At 68.7% G+C, this 18,555-nt stretch carries 14 protein-coding genes and 4 pseudogenes; 11 read left to right on the forward strand and 7 right to left on the reverse strand.

Annotation, left to right across the window (positions count from 1 at the left end):
* Positions 1-160: 160 nt before the first annotated feature.
* Positions 161-544, forward strand: a complete 384-nt coding sequence (locus OG747_RS04775) for an E3 binding domain-containing protein (protein WP_405878034.1) — start codon at positions 161-163, stop codon at positions 542-544.
* On the opposite strand, the gene OG747_RS04780 is transcribed toward OG747_RS04775, so the two are convergent.
* Positions 481-1,509, reverse strand: coding sequence for an alcohol dehydrogenase catalytic domain-containing protein (locus tag OG747_RS04780; protein WP_405885449.1), 1,029 nt, complete (start codon positions 1,507-1,509; stop codon positions 481-483). The genes OG747_RS04775 and OG747_RS04780 overlap by 64 nt on opposite strands.
* 96 nt (positions 1,510-1,605) lie before the next feature.
* The gene (locus tag OG747_RS04785) at positions 1,606-2,379 is read right to left on the reverse strand and encodes an AAA family ATPase (protein ID WP_405878035.1); all 774 of its coding nucleotides are present in this window, start codon (positions 2,377-2,379) and stop codon (positions 1,606-1,608) included.
* Positions 2,380-2,577: 198 nt separating this feature from the next.
* Here OG747_RS04785 and OG747_RS04790 point away from each other — a divergent pair, with 198 nt between their 5' ends.
* Positions 2,578-3,396, forward strand: a complete 819-nt coding sequence (locus OG747_RS04790) for a universal stress protein (protein ID WP_405878036.1) — start codon at positions 2,578-2,580, stop codon at positions 3,394-3,396.
* Between the two features lie 93 nt (positions 3,397-3,489).
* Positions 3,490-3,714: a dsRBD fold-containing protein gene (locus OG747_RS04795; RefSeq protein WP_405885450.1), complete on the forward strand. Its 225-nt coding sequence runs from the start codon at positions 3,490-3,492 to the stop codon at positions 3,712-3,714.
* A gap of 90 nt (positions 3,715-3,804) precedes the next feature.
* Here OG747_RS04795 and OG747_RS04800 read toward each other — a convergent pair whose 3' ends face one another.
* The gene (locus OG747_RS04800; protein ID WP_405878037.1) at positions 3,805-4,479 is read right to left on the reverse strand and encodes a CBS domain-containing protein; all 675 of its coding nucleotides are present in this window, start codon (positions 4,477-4,479) and stop codon (positions 3,805-3,807) included.
* Positions 4,480-4,596: 117 nt separating this feature from the next.
* Here OG747_RS04800 and OG747_RS04805 point away from each other — a divergent pair, with 117 nt between their 5' ends.
* Positions 4,597-5,517, forward strand: a complete 921-nt coding sequence (locus OG747_RS04805) for a pyridoxamine 5'-phosphate oxidase family protein (protein ID WP_405878038.1) — start codon at positions 4,597-4,599, stop codon at positions 5,515-5,517.
* A gap of 437 nt (positions 5,518-5,954) precedes the next feature.
* Here the strand turns inward: OG747_RS04805 and OG747_RS04810 are convergent, their stop codons facing one another.
* Positions 5,955-6,635 carry a CBS domain-containing protein gene (locus tag OG747_RS04810; RefSeq protein ID WP_405878039.1) on the reverse strand — a complete coding sequence of 227 codons (681 nt, stop codon included), beginning with the start codon at positions 6,633-6,635 and terminating at the stop codon, positions 5,955-5,957.
* A 200-nt stretch (positions 6,636-6,835) separates the two neighbouring features.
* On the opposite strand from OG747_RS04810, the gene OG747_RS04815 reads away from it, so the two are divergent.
* The 3 genes and pseudogenes from OG747_RS04815 to OG747_RS04825 form a co-directional block, all read left to right on the forward strand.
* Complete coding sequence (locus OG747_RS04815; RefSeq protein ID WP_405885451.1) at positions 6,836-7,711, forward strand: universal stress protein; 876 nt, start codon at positions 6,836-6,838, stop codon at positions 7,709-7,711.
* Positions 7,712-7,768: 57 nt separating this feature from the next.
* A complete protein-coding gene (locus OG747_RS04820) occupies positions 7,769-10,171 on the forward strand; it encodes a glycoside hydrolase family 65 protein (RefSeq protein WP_405878040.1) in 2,403 nt (800 codons plus the stop codon).
* A 78-nt stretch (positions 10,172-10,249) separates the two neighbouring features.
* A pseudogene (locus OG747_RS04825) lies at positions 10,250-10,357 on the forward strand (CBS domain-containing protein); the annotation flags it as partial.
* Between the two features lie 555 nt (positions 10,358-10,912).
* On the opposite strand, the pseudogene OG747_RS04830 reads toward OG747_RS04825, so the two are convergent.
* Positions 10,913-11,013, reverse strand: a pseudogene (locus tag OG747_RS04830) (IS5/IS1182 family transposase); the annotation flags it as partial.
* A 248-nt stretch (positions 11,014-11,261) separates the two neighbouring features.
* Here OG747_RS04830 and OG747_RS04835 point away from each other — a divergent pair.
* Both OG747_RS04835 and OG747_RS04840 read left to right on the forward strand, forming a co-directional pair.
* Positions 11,262-12,221 carry a hypothetical protein gene (locus tag OG747_RS04835; protein WP_405878041.1) on the forward strand — a complete coding sequence of 320 codons (960 nt, stop codon included), beginning with the start codon at positions 11,262-11,264 and terminating at the stop codon, positions 12,219-12,221.
* Between the two features lie 348 nt (positions 12,222-12,569).
* Entirely contained in the window at positions 12,570-13,325 is a 756-nt protein-coding gene (locus OG747_RS04840; protein WP_405886079.1) for a hypothetical protein, read from the forward strand.
* 312 nt (positions 13,326-13,637) lie between these two features.
* Here the strand turns inward: OG747_RS04840 and OG747_RS04845 are convergent.
* Positions 13,638-14,000, reverse strand: a pseudogene (locus tag OG747_RS04845) (recombinase family protein); the annotation flags it as partial.
* 332 nt (positions 14,001-14,332) lie between these two features.
* On the opposite strand from OG747_RS04845, the pseudogene OG747_RS04850 reads away from it, so the two are divergent.
* Both OG747_RS04850 and OG747_RS04855 read left to right on the forward strand, forming a co-directional pair.
* Positions 14,333-14,554 (forward strand): annotated as a pseudogene (locus OG747_RS04850) (IS701 family transposase); the annotation flags it as partial.
* A 255-nt stretch (positions 14,555-14,809) separates the two neighbouring features.
* Positions 14,810-15,247 (forward strand): ester cyclase, encoded by a 438-nt coding sequence (locus tag OG747_RS04855; protein WP_405878042.1) that lies wholly within the window; start codon positions 14,810-14,812, stop codon positions 15,245-15,247.
* Positions 15,248-15,472: 225 nt separating this feature from the next.
* Here the strand turns inward: OG747_RS04855 and OG747_RS04860 are convergent, their stop codons facing one another.
* On the reverse strand, positions 15,473-18,085 hold the full coding sequence (locus OG747_RS04860; RefSeq protein ID WP_405878043.1) for a LuxR C-terminal-related transcriptional regulator: 2,613 nt from the start codon (positions 18,083-18,085) through the stop codon (positions 15,473-15,475).
* Positions 18,086-18,555 lie beyond the last annotated feature (470 nt).

Here is an 18,555-nt window from a genome sequence, read left to right on the forward strand (position 1 = left end):
CGCGTCTGGCAAGTGGGACATCGCGGGTGCCTCACACCGTCCACGAACGCAGGATTTCTGGTCCGCCACCACTCGGGTAGGGCCATGCGGGCCATGGGCCCGGGTCCGTTCGTCGCTCGCGCATCCGCGGTCGGAGCGGTTGTTATAGGGCTCGACGGCCATGCACCAGGGCCGTTCGGCCCAGTGCGTACCGGAAGGCGCGGACAGTGCCGAGGCCACATCGGCCATCGGGGCGGGACCGTTGGTACGGCACCTCGCGCTACGGCGGGGCATCGATCTGACCGCTGTGCACGGCACCGGACGCGGCGGACGGATCACCCGTGCCGACGTGGAGCGCGCTTCGCCCACCCCTGCGCCAAGGGGGCGGGCCACCCCGTACGCCCGGCGGCTCGCCCAGGGCCTCGGCAGAACAGGACCAGCCCGACGTCGTGAGCCCCGACACCGGGCAGACCCGTTCGGACTCCCGTCGATCGGGCGGGATCACTCACGGCGCAGCACGACTTTGAGGGCTCCCGTGGTGGTGCCGCGTGCGAACACCTCGTAGGCCTCTTCCATCCGGTCGAGCCCGAAGGTGTGGGTGACCAGCGGAGAGACGGGCAGGCGTCCGAACCTCATCAGATCGAGCAGCCATGGTGTGGAGGACGTGTCCACCTGGCCGGTGCTGATCGTCACGTTCTTGCGCCACAGGGATTCGAGATGCAGCGTGACCGGTTTGCCGTGCGCGCCGATGTTGGCGATGTGCCCTCCCGCGCGGACGGCACGCGTGCACAGTACGAAGCCGTCCGGATCCCCTGACGCCTCGACGACCACGTCGGCGCCCGGTCCGTCGGACAGGTCGGCGATCATCTTCCCTGGCGATTCGGCAACATCGGCCCCCACCCGGGCGGCGGTCTCCAGCCGGGCGCCGGCCAGGTCCGCCACAATGATCCGGCGGGGCGAGTAGAGCCGAGCGACGACCACCGTGGCAAGACCGACGGGACCCGCGCCCACCACGACGACGGTGTCTCCCGGGCCCACATGTCCGTTCCGGACCCCAACCTCGTAGGCGGTCGGGAGAAGCTCGGCGAGGAGGACCGCGTCGTTGAGCGGGAGGTCGGAGGGGCGTCGGGTGGTGGAGTAGTCGGCGAAGGGGACCCGTACCAACTCGGCCTGGGTCCCGTTGATCAGGCTCCCAAGTATCCACCCGCCACCCCCGCCACACTGTCCGTACATGGCGTCACGGCACGCCCTGCAATGGCCGCATGCCGAGACGGACGACACGATCACCTGGTCGCCGGGGCGCAGGAGGTGGACTTCGTGACCGACCTCCAGGACCTCGCCGACGGCCTCGTGGCCGAGGACGGTCCCCGGCTTCACCTCGGGGAGGTCTCCCCGCAGGATGTGCAGATCACTGCCGCAGACGGTGGTGGCGTCGACGCGCACGATCGCGTCGGTCGCCTCCTCGATCGCAGGGTCCGGGACGGTGTCCCAGGAGGTCTGTGCCGGGCCGTGGTAGACGAGCGCTCGCACGGTACTCACTCCCTCGCTCCCCCACCTTCACGGTCACCCCCGTTGGACTGCCGGGCAACAGGGCCACCCGTGCGTGTCAGTCCGGCTCCATGCGTGTCAGTCCGGCTCCATGTAGGCGCGGCGGAAGACCGCGGCCTGGCCGGTGCCCCACGGGCGGACGGCCGTCAGCGCCTGCGCGACCGCGGATTCCAACGGGCCACTGGTGTCGACCGGGACGGCTTCGGGCCATGGCGGTTCCCCGGACGCCATGGCGGCAGCGATCTCGGGGCCGGCATCGGACATGCCGGGGGCGCGCGTCCTCAGGCGGGCCGCCGACACGTCCTCCGGCACGTGGCAGTGCAGGGCCACCAGGTCGGCGCCAGTGCGTTCGGCCACGGCCAGGGCCGCATCGCGCTGTGCCGCATCGGACCACGTGGCGTCCAGGACGACGGACTCTCCGTACAGCAGCAGGGCGGCTGCACGATCGAGCAGGGCGGCGTAGGTCCTGGCCGTCCACTCGGGCGTGTACAAGCCCTCGCCGTAGCCGGCCGCCGCGGACTGCTCCGCGGGGATCCCGGCCCGCTCCTTGCGGAGGCGGTCGCTGCTGAGCAGAGTGATCCCAAGCCGGTCCGCCGGCGCTCCGGAGAGGGTGGACTTCCCGCTGCCCGGAAGTCCGCCGACGAGGGTGAGGCACAGCATCGACCGCCCCGGTGTCCTGCGGAGGCCGGATTCAGTCATGAGGAACGACGGCGACGGGGCAGCGCCCGTGATGAACGGCGGCCTGCGCCACGGAACCCAAGTGGGGCGCCAGACCAGGACGATGTCGGCCCAGCGGGCAGCGGCAAGGCTCTCGGGCGAGCCGTCGAGGCCCACGGTGACGGCTGGTTGCATGGCGGCGGCCTCCGTCTCGTAAGAAGCTGGAAATGACCGTGGACGAGTCCGATCGGGTGGAGGGTCCGGACCTCGCCTGCATGCCGAGCGCGGTGCGTTCTCCCATTCGAGGATCACCCCGATCCATTCCTCGGCGCACGTGGATGTGTGGAGGAGGGGCCGGAGGCGTGGAATCCGGCACGAGAGGAGACAGGGGCGGTGACGATTCCCGTGGTGGTCGGCGTCGACGGATCCGAGGCGAGCCTGGAGGCGGTCGATTGGGCCGCCGACGAGGCAGTCCGGCACGGGGTGCCGCTCCACATCCTGCACGCCGCGACTGGGGGCCACGAAGCGTCGGGCCTGATCACCACTGCCTCGGAACGGGCCAGGCAGGGCACTCCCACGGTGCGGCTGTCGAGCGAGGTGTCGCATGAGGACGCGGCCTCCGCCCTGATCGACAAGGGGCGCAACGCCTTCGCATTGGTGCTCGGGTCCAGAGGGCTTGGAGACCTCGACGCCCTGCTCCTGGGCTCGGTCAGCCTCGCCGTGGCTGCGCGAGCCGACTGCCCGGTCGTCGTGGTCCGCGGCGCGGTGACCCACCGGGAGGCCCGGTTCGGGAGCATCGTCGTCGGAGTCGAGGACGAAAAGAGCAGCGGCACGGCCCTGCGGTTCGCGTTCCGCGAGGCCCAGGTGCGGCGCTGTCGGCTGGTGGCAGTGCACGCCTGGAGCGCACCGGTCGGAGCTTTCAGCACACCTCAGGCCTCGTCGTGGCCCCTGGAGGCGCACCTCCGCTCGCCGGCGCAGGTGCTCGACGACGCCCTGCGCGGGCCGGCGGAGCGGCATCGCGGCGTCCTGGTCGAGCGGCGGCTGATCGAGGCACCGACACGCCAGGCACTGCTGGAAGCGGCGTCAGGAGCGGACCTTCTGATCGTCGGCGCCCGCCCGCGGCTGGTGCATCGGGGCCTGCAACTGGGACTGATCAATCATGCGGTACTGCATCACGCGCCGTGTCCCACTGCGGTCGTACCACAAATATGACCGCCACCGGCTGAGATGGACCGTGCCGACGGCGGTCCCTTCCGGGCCGGACGCCGTCCCCGAAGGGACTTTCGGCCCCGTGACCGAAGCCCACTGTCGGTCGATTGTGGGACGAGGTGGGGGAACGGACCAGCAACGCGCGGAGCCGCACACTGCCATCCGGCGGACACGAACGTGCCGGAGATCGGTGACGAACTGGCGGCAGGCCGGGCCATGCACGACCTCGCCCACCAGCTGCTGAACGCCGCCGGACACGACATCCAGGGCATGGGTGCGGCCCCGGCGAGCACCCGTCAGCCCACTGGATGGCCCATGTGAAACCCGGCGGATTCCAGAGGGATCACCCATGACAGATCCCATGTACAACGTCGGAGGCCGGCTTCCAGCCACCGTGCCGGCCGGCCCTCGTCAGGTGCCGGTGGGGGAAGGGCCGGCGTCATCCGTCCGGTACGCGATGTGGCCGGCGACCGAGACAACGCCGTCGACGCCGCGGCACAACTGCTCGATGACAGGGATCAGACTCCGGAACTCCACGGACCCTCCAAGGGTGACCCTCCCGTCGCGCACCTCGACCGTCACCTCCGAGGGACCGAGCCCCATCGTGCGCCGCAGCACGTCCGCCGCGATCTCGTCGCGGATGGCGTCGTCACGGCGCAGGAAGATCCGCAGCAGATCACCACGGCTGACGATGCCCAGAAGCCGGTCCGCCTCGTCCACGACCGGCAGCCGCTTGACGTGCTGGGCCTCCATGAGGCGCGCGGCCTCGACCACACTCCACTCTGGACGTGCACACACCACGGGAGCCGACATCAGTTCCTCGGCGCGGGACCCCTCGGCCTTGGCCCGCTCCCAGGCCTCCAAATGCGGAACGGGCACCCTGCCTGATGGATCGGCCTGGTCGGCGCTCTTGCGCAACAGGTCGGCCTCGGACACCACGCCCATGGGGCGGTCCAGATCGTCCACCACGGGCACGGCGGTGACGTCGTTCTCCGCCAGCAGCCTGGCGAGCTCTTTGAACGGCGTGTCACGCCGTGCCCGGACGACGCCCCGGGTCATGAGCTCTTCGACCGTTCGGTGGTGCATGTCGCCTCCCGGATACGGGCCGCCCACCTCGCGGACAGCAGGGAATGCGCCCCATGCGGCGGCGTGTCCCGCGTGGCAGGTTGGATACAGCACCATTCTGAGCAGAGGGCGGCAATCATGCGAGCTCACCTCGGCGACCAACTCGTCATCGAAAGTCCGACCACTGGCGGCGCCAAGCGCGACGGCGAGATCGTCGGGCTCCACCACGAGGACGGAACACCTCCCTACGACGTGCACTGGTCGGACACGGACGACGTGACGCTCGTCTTCCCCGGGCCCGACGCCCACATCCGCCATCTCGAGCACGGACAGCCCGGGACCACCCACGAGTCGCAGTCGGGCACGGGTGAGGCGGAGGCCGTGCCCGCGGCTGCCCCACCAACCGGTGCCACCCATCCTGGCGACATTGGCCGGCGTGTGGGCGTCGAACGCCGGAGACAGGGGCTCAGCCGGGAGGAAACAGCCCGCCGCGCCCGAATGTCGCCCCTCTACCTGGCGTACCTGGAGGAACGGCCCTCCAACCCCACGATGGCGGCTCTCATCAGGCTGGCCGACGCGCTGGGCACCACGGTCACCGCTCTGCTCGGCGGAGGCATCGATCTCCCGCCCGGACAAGGCCACGCACTGCTGCACCCTCAGCTGCTGGACCTCGGCCCGGACGAATGCCGCACTCTGCTCTCCACGCACGGCGTCGGGCGCGTCGCAGTGTCGGCGTCCGACGGCCGCCCGGCGATCGTACCGGTCAACTACGAGGTCGTCGATGAAGCCATAATCTTCCGGACCTCGCCCGACTCCGTGGCCGCAGCGGCCGTGGAAACGGAAGTCGCCTTCGAGGTCGACCACGTGGACGAGGCTCTGAGCCAGGGCTGGAGCGTGCTCGCCGTCGGCCCCGCGAGCGTCGTGACGGAGCCCGACGCCGTGCGCGGGCTCACCCGACGCGCCCACACCACGCCATGGCCCGGTGGCGAACGCGAGATGTGGGTGTCGATCCGGCCCACGAGCCTCACGGGCCGTCGCATCACTCCAGCCGATCAGTAGACGCCGATGCGCTGGTGAAGGCTGGCCCCTCCACCGACCCTGGAGGGGAGGCTCCGGTAAGCCGGCACACCCAATCCGACGAACGGGTGCGGCCCTGATCAACGGCCCAGGGGCCTCCCCGCCCATCGATGCACAACGCGCAGCCTTTGCGCCTCCGGTATTTCCGCCGCAGCCCCGCTGTCGTGCTGCGCGCTGACTTCGAGCGCGCCCTACCGCACTCCGACCCCAACATCCGCAGCCTTCACCTCGACCGCAGCCCCCGTTGAACCTGAGGATCGCCGTGGTCCACGAAGGCCGGCACCCGGAATCCCGGCCGCTGTCCGGCCCTGCTGGCCAGGCGCTGCTCGCGAGCGAGCGGTTGGCCGGCGGCGCAACATCGCCAGCAATCTCGACACGCTGTACCCGGTGATCCACCAGCGACACACAGCAGCCGCTACTCATTGCGTGGTCTCGGGTCCATCCGGGGCGGCATCCGCGCCGCCGCTGAGCCGGCACTCGACTCCCACCACGCCCTCCAGAGCGCGGACAAGGCGCTCGGCAACCCAGATGAGCGAGGTGTCGTGGACGCGTCCGCGGAGTGTGACGACCCCGTCCCGCACGGACACGTGGATGGCGTGACTGACCGTGGGGAACAGGTAGGACACCACGGTGCGGCGGACTTCCTCCTCGATGTCCGCGTCCGAGCGCAGGAAGACCTTCAACAGGTCGCCTCGGCTGACGATGCCGCAAAGCCTGTCCTCGTCATCGACCACGGGCAGCCGCTTGACGTGCTTCTTGGCCATGATCTGGGCTGCCTGGGCCAAGGTGACGTCGGGGCGAACCGTGGCAGCGGGCGTGCTCATGAGCTCCTCAGCGGTCAGCGCCTCAGCCTTGGCCAGGGCGGACCGACGACGGATCCGATCGTGGCGGGTGAGTCCGCATTCCCGGAACTCCTCCTTGGGCAGCAAGTCGGCCTCGGAGACGACGCCGACCACCCGCCCCTCGCCCTCCACGACCGGAACGGCACTGACCTGCCGCTGCTCCATGGCACGCACGATCTCCTTGAACCGCGCGTCGCGCCCGACGGCCACCACGGGCATGGTCATCACATCGCTCACGATGTGCGGAGCGTCAGACATGTCCTGAGTCCTTGAAGGGCGAGGCGGAGGGTTGGTTCGGCCGTATGCCTCCAGCATCGCCGCAGCCCGGTGTGCCGCAATCCGGCCCAAGGCTGCCTGCCCGCTCCGGGCCCCGGTTGGTATGTCGCGGCGGCTCTCGGACGGTGCGACGGTATTCACAGGTGGCTTTCGGCAGCCGGACGAAGAAGGCGGTGACGGCGATGGAACTCCCGCTGGTCGTGGGCGTCGACGGATCGGACTCCAGTCTGCTGGCAGTCGACTGGGCGGTGGACGAAGCGGCTCGGCACAGGCTGCCGCTGCGTCTGTTGCACGCCTCTCTCTGGGAACGTTACGAAGGAGCCCAACCGTCCTTCACCACTGACCGTCCTGCTAAGAAGGTCATGGCGCAGCACATCATCGCTTCTTGCGTGGAACGAGCCCGGCTTCGCAATCCCGAGGTGAAGGCATCGGGCGAGATACTCCCCGACGATGCCGTGTCCGTGTTGCTGCGTGCGGGTCCCGAGGCGTTCGCTCTGGTCACCGGCTCTCGTGGGCGTGGCGAGGTCGCCGGGCTGCTCCTGGGGTCGGTCAGCCTCGCAGTGGCGGCGCGCGCCGCCTGCCCGGTCATCGTGGTCCGTGGCGCGGAGCGGAACCGCCAGGAAGCCCCTGGCCGGATCGTGGTGGGGGTCGGGGTCCCGAGCGGCGGCGCGGGCGCCGTGCAATTCGCCGTCCGCGAGGCCGAGGTGCGCGGCTGCGCCCTGACGGCCGTACGGGCCTGGCGCAGCCCGTCCCACGAGCCCGTGGACCACATGCTGATCGCGGACGACGCCGCCCGGTTGCGCGAGCAACGGGCCTCGACCAGCCTCGACGACGCACTACGCGAGGCCATGCGGGAACACCCCCAGGTCGATGTCCATCGCCAGCCGGTCGAAGGCCCCGCCCACCGCGTCCTGTTGGAGGCATCCACCCAGGCCGACCTGATCGTCGTCGGCGCTGTGCGCCGACACGGCCACTTCGGGCTGCAGCTCGGCAGGACCGCCCACGCCCTGCTGCACCACTCTGGGTGCCCGGTCGCCATCGTCCCCCAGCCGGTCTGAGGCCCGGGCTGCGGGCCTGGGCCTGCAGCGGCCCCGGAGGAGAGATGAGGGCGACGGATGTCGGAGTGGACATGGGAGTGGACGGGCTACGACCCCGCCGCCGAACGGTTGCGTGAATCGCTGTGCACGCTCGGAAACGGCTACTTCGCCACGCGGGGCGCGGTGCCCGAGTGCCGGACGGGCCTGGTCCACTGCCCGGGAACCTACGCGGCCGGGTGCTACAACCGCCTGGAGTCGGCTGTGGTGGGGCGGCAGGTGGTGAACGAGGACCTGGTCAACCTCCCGAACTGGCTGCTTCTCCGGTTCCGTCTGCGCCGCACCGAGGGAGCGTGGGGCCCGTGGTTCTCCCCGGACACACACACTCTCCTGGACCACCGGCACACCCTGAATCTGCGCCGCGCCACGCTCACCCGTGCCTTCCGTCACCGGGGCGACGAGGCAGGCGTGCTCGGCGTCGAGCAGACCCGCCTGGTGCACATGGGGGATCCTCACCTGGCCGCGCTGCGGACGGTCTTCACTGCCGATGACTGGTCGGGAGAGGTCGAGATCGAGTCCTGTCTCGACGGAGAGGTGATCAACGGCAATGTGCACCGGTACCGCACCCTCAATCGCCGCCATGTGACCCAGGTGCGGACTGGGGCAGACGAGCCCCACACGGTCTGGCTGAGCTGCCGGACCAGCACGTCGGACATCGCTGTCGCCCTGGCCGCCCGAACGACGGTCGTAGCCGACCTGGCCCCGGTCTCATCGGAGCTTCGTCCGGGCCGCCACCGCGCCGTCCACCGCCTGGTGGTCCCGATCGCTCCCCATCAGCCCGTCACCGTGGAGAAGACCGTGGCGCTGCACACCTCGCGGGACACCGCAATCAGCGACCCGCTCGGCGAAGCAGTCGACCGGCTGTCCACAGCGGCGGACTTTCCCGGCCTGCTGGACTCTCATGTCGCCGCGTGGGAGCGGTTGTGGCGGCGCGCGGACATCCAGGTACCCGGCGAAGCCGGTCGCATCCTGCGCTTCCACCTCTTCCACGTCCTGCAGACGCTGTCGCCACACACCGCGGACCTGGACGTGGGCGTCCCCGCGCGGGGGCTGCATGGCGAGGCGTATCGCGGTCATGTCTTCTGGGACGAGCTCTTCGCCCTGCCGTATCTCAACCTGCACTTCCCGGAGGTCTCCCTTGGGCTGCTGAACTACCGTTACCGGCGCCTCCCGCGGGCCTGCCGGGCAGCAGCCGCGATCGGCCGGGCCGGGGCGATGTACCCCTGGCAGAGCGGCAGCGACGGCCGCGAGGAGACCCAGGAGTGGCATCTCAACCCCCACTCGGGGCACTGGCTGCCCGACCACTCCCGGCTCCAGCACCACGTGGGCTCGGCGATCGCCTACAACGTGTGGCAGTACTGCGAGGCCACCGGCGACACGGAGTACCTGCACACCAAGGGCGCGGAGATGCTGGTGCAGATCGCCCGCTTCTGGACGGACCTCGCCGTCTTCGACCCCGGCCTCGGACGCTACCGGATCCGCGGTGTCGTCGGCCCCGACGAGTACCACGACAGCTACCCGGGTGCCGCCCTGCCGGGGCTGGACGACAACGCGTACACCAACGTCACCGCCGCCTGGGTCCTCACCCGCACCTTGGACGTCCTGCGGCGCCTTCCCGCGTGGCGCCGCGAGGAACTGTTCGAACGCGTCCGGCTGGATGGCAGCGAGCTCCCCAAGTGGGACGAGATCTCCCGTCGGTTGCGGGTGCCGTTCCACCAGGGCGTCATCAGCCAGTTCGAGGGCTACGACGACCTCGCCGAGCTCGACTGGGACGCCTACCGCACGCGCTACGGCAGCATCCGGCGGCTGGACCGGATCCTCGAGGCCGAGGGCGACACGGTCAACCGCTACAAAGCGTCCAAGCAAGCCGATGTCCTCATGCTCGACTACCTCTTCTCGCCCACCGAGCTACGGCAGCTGTTCCTGCGTCTCGGGTACGACCTGGACGACGAGGTCTGGCGCAGAACCGTCGACTACTACCTGCGGCGCACCAGCCACGGCTCCACTCTCAGCGGACTCGTCCACGGCCTGGTCCTCGCCAGGGCCAGACGAGCCGAGGCATGGCAGTACGTCCAGGAGGCCCTGGAAGCGGACATCGCTGATATCCAGGGCGGAACGACCGGCGAAGGCATCCATCTCGGGGCCATGGCCGGGACCCTCGACCTGGTCCAGCGCGGCCTGACGGGACTGGAGACGCGCGAGGACGCCCTGTGGCTGGACCCGGTGCCACTTCCGGCGCTCTCCGAGTACGGGTTCTCGCTGCGCTACCGCGGTCACTGGGGTGTCGGCATACGGCGTCGCAGCGGGCAGTTGGAGATCTGTGTGCCCGACTCGGAGGAGACACCGATCCGCGTGGTGCTGGCCGACCGGGCCGTGACCATCGCGCCCGGGGAGACGTGCACGCTCGTGCTGGCGGAGAGTTGATCCGTGCGGACGGGCGTGCCGGGCCCCGCGCTACCGCCGGATCCGTCAGTTGTGACCCGGACTTCGAAAACGGGGCTGATCGACGACCATCGCCTCGTCGGCATGATCAGCGAGGCGGACCTCGCACGTCACCTGCCCGAGGCACAGGTGGACCATTTCGTCGAGACCGTCTGCGCGGCCCGCTGACCGACCGGATCTTCGTCGGCAGGCAGCATTGCTGGGCGGCGGCCGCGAACGGGGTGGGCTGCCACCGCACCCTTCGTCGTGGCCGGTGCCAGGAGTTCGCATCCCGCCAAAGTGATTGTGGCAGCACGGTAAGGGCTTGCGGGGCGCTCTCCATCACGACGGCCGGAGGCGCCGGTACCCACGAGAGGGTGCGTCCGATGACCAGCGGCATCGGTTGGCCGCGCCGGGCGAACCTACCGGACACGCCATGAGGGGCTCCGCAGCAGGGAGCTCTTGGCTCTGATGCGCCCCTCCTGCCTGGGGCCCCTGACCATTCATGGCCTGCGGACGTCCGGCGAGGATGCCCTGGCACCGCGGCGTGGCCCCTGACGGCCTCGGCCTCGCCGGTATCCCTCCATAGTCATGCCGAGTCCAAGATCCGGACCAGTCACGGGCCAGGGCGTTATGAAGAGCCCCCACGCACGTTGTCCGTGCAGGTCGTAGGGCGCAACTCCGCGGTACCACCAGCAGACCAAGAATGTTCTTTGTTCCAGAGGTCGCGCGGATAGCTGATCTTCATCGGCGGCGGGTGGGGCCGTTGCCCCACCGGTGGGTGGTCCAGGCGCGGCAGACCAGGCTGCGCGGGGTGAGACGGCGTCGGCGAGGTCGAAGAACCCGCGCTCCCCCGAGACGCAGCCCCGCCCACATGGCCATCGCCCGGTCACGCCGGACATCCACCTGCCACCCGCCACCCGGCGCACGACCAAGATGAAGTCAACATGCCGATGGCGCCCGTCCGGCGCCCACATGCAAAGTGGCCACAAGCAGGGCCGACACAGAAAGTCGCAGCACTGCTGTTTCGGAAGGTCCCCAAGGATCTGAAAGCGCCTCAGCCGGTGCGTTCACCATTTAAGGAACGACTCTCATGACCCTCAATCGCGCCGCCAAGCTCGTGGGCATAGCCCTGAGCGCCGCGGTTCTCACACAGACCGCCCCATCGGTCGCCGCCACCCCAACCAACCCGTTCACCAAGGTACGGATCGCCGACCACTTCGACCTCGCCGCCGGCCAGCAGCCGGAGAACATCGCGCTCGAACCCCACGGCGCCATCGACCTCAACCAGGCCGTCGCGCGCCAAGTGGTCCGGCTCCATCCCGACGGCCGCCAGCAGGTGTTGGCGACCCTGCCGGCCCCCGCCGATGGCGGTGTCCACACGCCGATGCTCGGTTTCGCGCTCCTCACCGGGCTCGTGCGGGACGACGACGGCACCCTGTACTTCCTGTACGTGACCGGGACCAGCGATCTGACCGGGCTCTGGCGGTTGAAGCCGGGCGGCGTGCCCGAGCGCATCACCCCACTGCCGGCCGACAGCGTGCCCAACGGGCTCGGGCTGGATTCGTCCACTGGCGAGTTCTACAGCGCCGACTCGGCGCTGAGCACCGTCTGGCGGATGCCGATCGGCGGCGGCGCGGCCACTGCCTGGGCCACCGGCCCGGAGCTGGCTCCCCATGGCACCCTGGGCGCGAACGGCCTGAAAGTCCACCAAGGGGCGGTATGGGTGACGAATACGTCACTCGGCACCATGGTCAGGATCCCGATCCGCCGCGACGGATCCGCCGGGACGTTCGAGATCAAGGCGACCGGGCTGGCCGGCATCGACGACTTCGAGTTCATCGGCCACAGCGATCGGATCATCGCAGCGGTCGACGGGCAGAACGAGGTCGCAATCGTCGAGCCCGACGGCAGCCACGCCATCGCACTCACCGGCAAGGACGGACTTGAGAATCCGACGTCGATCGCCATACGCGGTCATACGGTCTACATCCCGTCCGCCACGTGGGCCTTGCGCAAGGACCCGAACCTGATCATCGCCCACCTGCGCTAAGAGCAACGGCCCGTTGTCCGCCGGTTTCGGGCTGCCGGCATGGGCAGCCCGGGGCGCATCCAGGCCGACGAGGTGCAGGGACGTGGCGGGACAGTCCTTGGCGCTCGACGCCGACATCATCGTCACCCGCGAACGCCGCGTGGCCGTCAACGAGATGCTCGTCCGCGCCGGAGCGCAGAACTGGTGAGACCGTACACCCGCCCGATCACGTATTTAGGTGAATCGCGGGCTACGAGCGGTCACCTAGTCCCGGGCCAGACGATCGGCCCAACCACGCTTCCTTCCCCTTGATCCGACAAACAGGTCCCCGTCGGGATGTCGGCCAGACACGCAGCACTTGGAGCCGGAATGACACCACCAGTGGCTAAACCTTCTAACGAAGTTATCCGGGCAGCACTCGAGGCCCACGGCGGCTTGGACCGCTGGCTCAAAGTCGCGTACATCACGGCGAACGTCGCCTTCGACGGCGTGGCATGGGACGCGAAAACCCGTGAACACCCACTGACGCGTGCGCGGGTGACCGTCGAGACCGGCGAGCAGCGGACGATTCTGACGCCGTTCCTCGGCGCTGGCCGTCGCAGCTCGTACAGCCCAGACCTCGCTGCGGTGGTACTCGCCGATGGTCGCGTCGAGAAGGCGCGCGCCCAGCCACGAGCCGCATTCGCGACCGACACCGACGACACGGCCTGGGACGAGCTCAAACTGGCCTACTTCACCGGCTTCGCCTTCTGGAACTACCTGAACCTGCCCTTCCTGATCGCGTGGCCGGGATTCGTCGTCGAAGACGTGACACCGTTCCCATCTTCGACCGGAACGTGGCAGCGCGTCGGCTATTCCTTCCCGGAAGGAATAGCCACCCACAACAGGCTGCAAGCGATGTACTTCGACGAGCGCTCCATTCTGCAGCGCTTGGACTACAACTCGGAGATCTTCGGTGGGCAGGCGACGGCACACCTGCTGTCGGGCTACGAAACCGTCAGCGGAATCCCCTTCCCGACCCGCAGGGAGATCGTTCCCCGCAACCAGGATCACACCTCGGCCGAGGAGCCCGTGCTGATTGGTATGACCTTCACCGACATCGAGGTGGTCGACGCGGAGGCGTGATCTCTGTGCTCGCCCCTGGTCGTACCGTTCGGCACGCTGTAGGCATCGCGCCGGTGCGTATGTCTGCATGACGAATAAGGATTCGACGATATCCGCTGAACGCCTCCGGCGAAGTGCGGGATCATCTCGCCCATGTGGCCGAGGATCAGCTGAGCGGCCGGGTAGCGGTCGAACACCCCGCTGTAGATCAGCCGTAGTGCATGGGCGGCCGTATCCGGCCCGAACGCCCATCGCGGGCCGGAGAGCCCTGAGTGGCCGCGGTGGGTAGGAGTGATGGATTCCGGGGCTACCGGGGCTCGGGCACAGGTAGAGCGGCATTCCGAGTTCGGCGAGCAGCTCCAGCAGCTGGCGGAAGTCCTTACCCGAGCGTGCCAGACGGGACATCTCGATGCCCAGTACCAGCCCGACATGCCCCAAGGAGACCTCGCTGACCAGGCGTTGGAAGCCCGGCCGCGCTATCGCGCTGGTCCCGGACCTGCCCAGGTCATCGTCGATCACCAGCACCCTGCCCGCCTGCCGGCCCAACGCGACAGCCCGGTCGACCAGCGCGTACTGCAGCCGCGTGGACTCACCGTGATCAAGAACCTGCCGGCGGGTGGACTGACGCACGTACACGACCGCGAGTGCGTCGCGATGCCGCCCGGTCACCTTCCCGTCCAACCGCTCCCACGGCATCAACACCGTCACGAGGCCGGCCCCTCATCCCTCGGGACGGCCAGGTCCCCGGCCGCGGGAGTCGTGTCCGCCGGAAGAGCCCGGCCGACCAGCGCCGCCAGCCGGTACAGCGCGGCCTGTCGGTTCACCGGCGGCAGTGCCGCCCACACACGGTCGTCCGCCCGCCGTGGGACCGGTATCTGGGGCAGCTGCCCCCTCCGTCGTCCATGACGACGCCTCCGCTTGATCGCTCGCACGGGCCTGCAGATGCTCGATCACCGCGACCAACCGCAAAAGCCCCTCACGTGCAATTATCGGCTCGTCTACTGCCTGATACACCGTCATGTGTGCATTCTGGCTGGCAGATTGAGAAGTGCTTCCAGACCGCGAAGGGTGAGTGCGGCCTGGACCACTACCAAGTCCGCCTCCACCGGGCCTGGTACCGCCACATCACCCTGTCCATGGCCGCGTTCGCCCACCTGACCGCTCTCCGGGCCGAAGAAGCCGCAAAAGGGGCAGCCCACACGGCGATCACGAGCTCACACCTCTCAGCGTCCCCGAGATCCGTCGCCTGATGGGACATGTCGCTGCCAGGCCCTACTGCCTTACCAGCGCCCGTCGTCTGCACTGGTCACACAACCGACGCCGCAGCCAAGCCCGAGCCGGCCGCTGGTTGCTCCGGCCCGACTCTGTTGGACGTCCTCGCCCGGTATACCCCTCACGTATTTAGGTGAGAGACCGGAATCGACGCCCGAGATAACTTCGGGTTGCCCGGTGCCGATTGGCTCGGTGCGACACCGTCTGCGACAAGGGACAAGGGACAAGGCCAGATGACCAAGAGTGACGAATCGTTCATGACTGTCGAAGAGGCGCGCAGGATCTCTGCCCCGCTCTACGAGGCGCTGAACAAACCGAGTGAGAAGAATGTGTCGGAACTTCTGGCCCAGGCGTGCAACGAGGACTATCACTCGTACCACACAAATCAGGAATTCCTGACGCGTGACCAGTTGGCCGACGTGTTCAAGGCCATGGGAGAGACCGTGCCCGATCTGGCGTGGGAGGTGGTCGACATCCATGTGGTCGACGACATGATGATCGTGCGTGGAGAAGCGACGGGGACGCCGGTCAAAGAATTTTGGGGCGCCGCTCCGACCGGCAAGTCCTTCAGGACGATGGCGATTGATGTGTTCACCGTCCGTGACGGAAAGCTGGCGAAGGGCTACCACATTGAGAATTGGGCGACGGCGATCCAACAGCTCAACGCCTGATACGAGGTTGTGATCACCACCTGGGTTGCGTCCCTGCCTCACGGGCAAGTGTGGAAGAGATCCGGTAGCAGTCAGTAATCGCAGTTCTCGACGACTACAGAACGTGACCCCGTCGATGGCGACTGCCAGTCGACCAGGACGCGTGACTGCGCTGTATCGCATGAACAGGTGAGGAGGCCGGTCGGCTTTCGCGGCGGCCCGGGACCGCGCCACCGACCGGTCGCTCTACCGCTCTACGCCCACTGCCCCACTGAGGGAGTGTTCGCTCTGGCGGGCACGGAGGACGTTGGCCAGTTGCACGCGTGACTGGACCTGGAGCTTCGCGAAGACTGACCGCACGTGGGTTCCCACTGTGTTCGGTGAGATGCCGAGCTTGCGAGCGACAGATTTGTTGGTGTAGCCGGCGCTGATCCACTCAGCCACCTTCATCTCAGCTTCAGTGACGGCCGCCCAGCCATGGGCGGAGCGAGCCCGACTGGCCGTCCACTGTCTGCAGTGACCGCGAAGCCCGGCTTCTCGCACCGTACGCTGCAGCCTCCGCAATCCCTGCCGCGCACCCATCTCTTCGTAGATCTTCCAGGCCCGCTCCAGACAGTCCGCGCCTTCACTGCGGGCCCCGTCCCGCAGCAGGTGGGTTCCGTAATCAGCCCAGGCACGTGCTCGCAGTTCAGCGCGTGGGCTGTACTCGATGGTCTCCGCGGCACGCAGCAGCAGACTTCCTTCGCCGCGTGCGAGTCCGATGGCCTGAAGAGCGACCCCTTCGTAGCTGGCGACTCCGGCGTTTCGCGCTGCCGCTTCCTCAGCGCGCTTCAGCGCGCTCCCCAGGAAGTCGGCGTCCCCTGCTGCCAAACCGATCCCAACGTGGTCGCGCAGTGCCTCGGGCAGCCATGCCCAGTGACCGGTGTGCGCGAGCGGTGAGAGGAGTTCGACCGCCTCCGCCGCGTTCCCCTCCTGCGCGGCGATCCATCCGTGGACGACCGAAACTGTGCTGCCGAGGCGAAGCCTGGCGGCATGGACGTCGCCGTGGAGCAGAGCGATGGCGGCGTACAACGCGGTGGCGTCGTCTCCGTAGGCGGCGGTCCCGTACTCCCGCGAGGCGGAGATCAGGCTCTGCGCCTGGGCTTCGGCATCGCTGAGTCGCCCCAGCGCGAAGGCGTGCCAGAGCCGCGCGTGCATCAGCGAGGGGGCTTCATGGTCGCGGCGAGACTCGGCGATCAATGTCGCAGCCTCGTCGAACCGGTCGACCATCTGCAGCGCGAGGATCTCCTCGGGAAGCGGGCCGTCTTCGAGGCATACGGCGCGATAGGCGGCCAGCGCCTGGGTGTGATGGCCGGAGTGGCGTGCGATCTCGGCTGCTGCCCGCCGGGCCAGTGCGGTGTCCTCCGGCGGGAGGGCACCGCGGGCTGCTTGGGTGTCGATTCCAGCGAGCGCCCATGCGTGCGAGGCGTGCAGCTGGACCCGGGTCGCCGGTGTCACCTTTGGCGAGGCGAGCATCTCCTCCACGGCGGTGGTGTGTTGCGCGGCCTGCCCCGCGACCAGGCGGACCGGCCCCAGGAGGGTGTGCAGGCGAGCGGCATCCTCCGGATCGCCGGTTCCGGCCAACAGCGCGTCGCCGGTTGCTGCCGCTGCGGCAGCGTGGTCAGCCTTGCTCAGCACGTCCAGACAGTGCTCGCCGGCCTCGCGCCACAGTTGTGAGTCCGGGGTCAGAAGGCCGAATGCCTCGCGGGCGAGCTCGGCTGCGAGGCGCGGCTGGCTGATTACGGCCTCGTCGGCCGCGCGTCGCAGGATCTCCACTCGTATAACGGTGTCCAGGCCCACGGCGTGCCGGACATGGGGGGCAACGGTGAGCGCGCTGTGTCCCGTTGAGAGCAGGAAGTCGGCGCAGGCCCGGTGCAGCCGGTGCAGTGCGGTTGCGGAGAGACCGGCGTAGACCGTCTCGCGGACAAGGTCGTGTCGGAAGCTGATCTGGTGGCTCCGCTCTGCGAACAGCCCCGAGGCGAGCGCCGCCTCCACGTGGATCCCCTGACTGCCAGGCAGGAGTTCAGATACCTCGTCGACGGCGAAGGGCCGGTTCAGGACCGCGGCGATCCGCACCAGATCGGCGGCGGCCGGCCTCAGGGCGTTGACGCGGCGACGGACACTCTCGATGAACTCTTCCGGGATCCGATCCGCTACGCCCCGTGAAAAGCCCTTGATCAGCTGCGTGGCCAACTCGGGATTGCCGTCGACCCTCAGCAGCATGCTCTGCTGTGCCTCGGTGGGCGGCTCGCTCAGGTGCTCCTTCGCACATTGGAGGATGTCCGCTGCCACCAGGCCGTCGAGCCGGATGTCCACGTCCGACCGCCCGAGAAAGAGACGATCGTCTCGGCTGGTGACGAGCCACACAATCGGCGATCCGACAAGCCGAGGGGGCACCGCCGCCAGCGCGGCGCGACTGAGCTCGTCTGCCATCTCGATGTCGTCGATGGCGATCAACGTGGGGCCGGCGACACCTTCCAGGAGTTCGCCGATCCGGTCCAGCAGAACTACCGGCTGGTCGGACAGCCGGGCGAGGTCGGCGAGTTCTCCAGGGTCCAGCAGAGGTCGGTCACCCGAGCGCAGCGCGAGCAGCAACGTGGCAGCGGGCGAGAGGTGTACCTCGGCAGCTCTACCCGTGGCGACCGCGAAGCCCAGCGTGCGTGCCTCCGCGCAGAGCGCGCTGAGGAGCGCGCTCTTGCCGATGCCGGATTCCCCGGTGATGTGGATGATGGCGCTGCGGCCGGATCGCTCAGTCCGCCTGAGTATGGCGAGCCCGTGGCTCATCGGCTCGGAACGTCCGTAGAGGCTTTGATTCAGCATGACGTTCCTCCCTTGGTGAGGTTTCTCTGGCACGGGAAGCGTAGGCAACACCCCAGGAATGGCGCGTCAGTAGGTTGACTACTGCTGGATTCCTCAAACGGTGTACACGTATCGGCGCCGTAGTCGGCGGGTTGGCGGTGCGGGTCTGCCCCAGACCCAGGGGCCGGCACGGGAGTTGAGCTGGCTGGTTGCCAGGGTGGTGGCGTGTTCGCTGTCGTCGCGGTTGGCGAATGACCGGCCGGCGAGGGCGGCTTTGCGGAAGATGCGCCACCAGCCTTCCTGCAGGTTGAGCCAGCACGCGCCGACGGGGATGAAGGTGTGGTGGATACGGGGATGGTCCTCCAGCCAGGTCCGGGTGGGCGCGGGCGTTCAGGGACGGCTCGCCCCGCGAGACGCCGGCCCTGGCGCACGACATGTTGCACGCTCCATGTTCGAGGACCACGTAGCGGCAAGTAGGATTCGGGGCCGGC

Source organism: Streptomyces sp. NBC_01384 (assembly GCF_045040035.1).
In the GTDB taxonomy this organism is placed as follows: Bacteria; Actinomycetota; Actinomycetes; order Streptomycetales; family Streptomycetaceae; genus Streptomyces.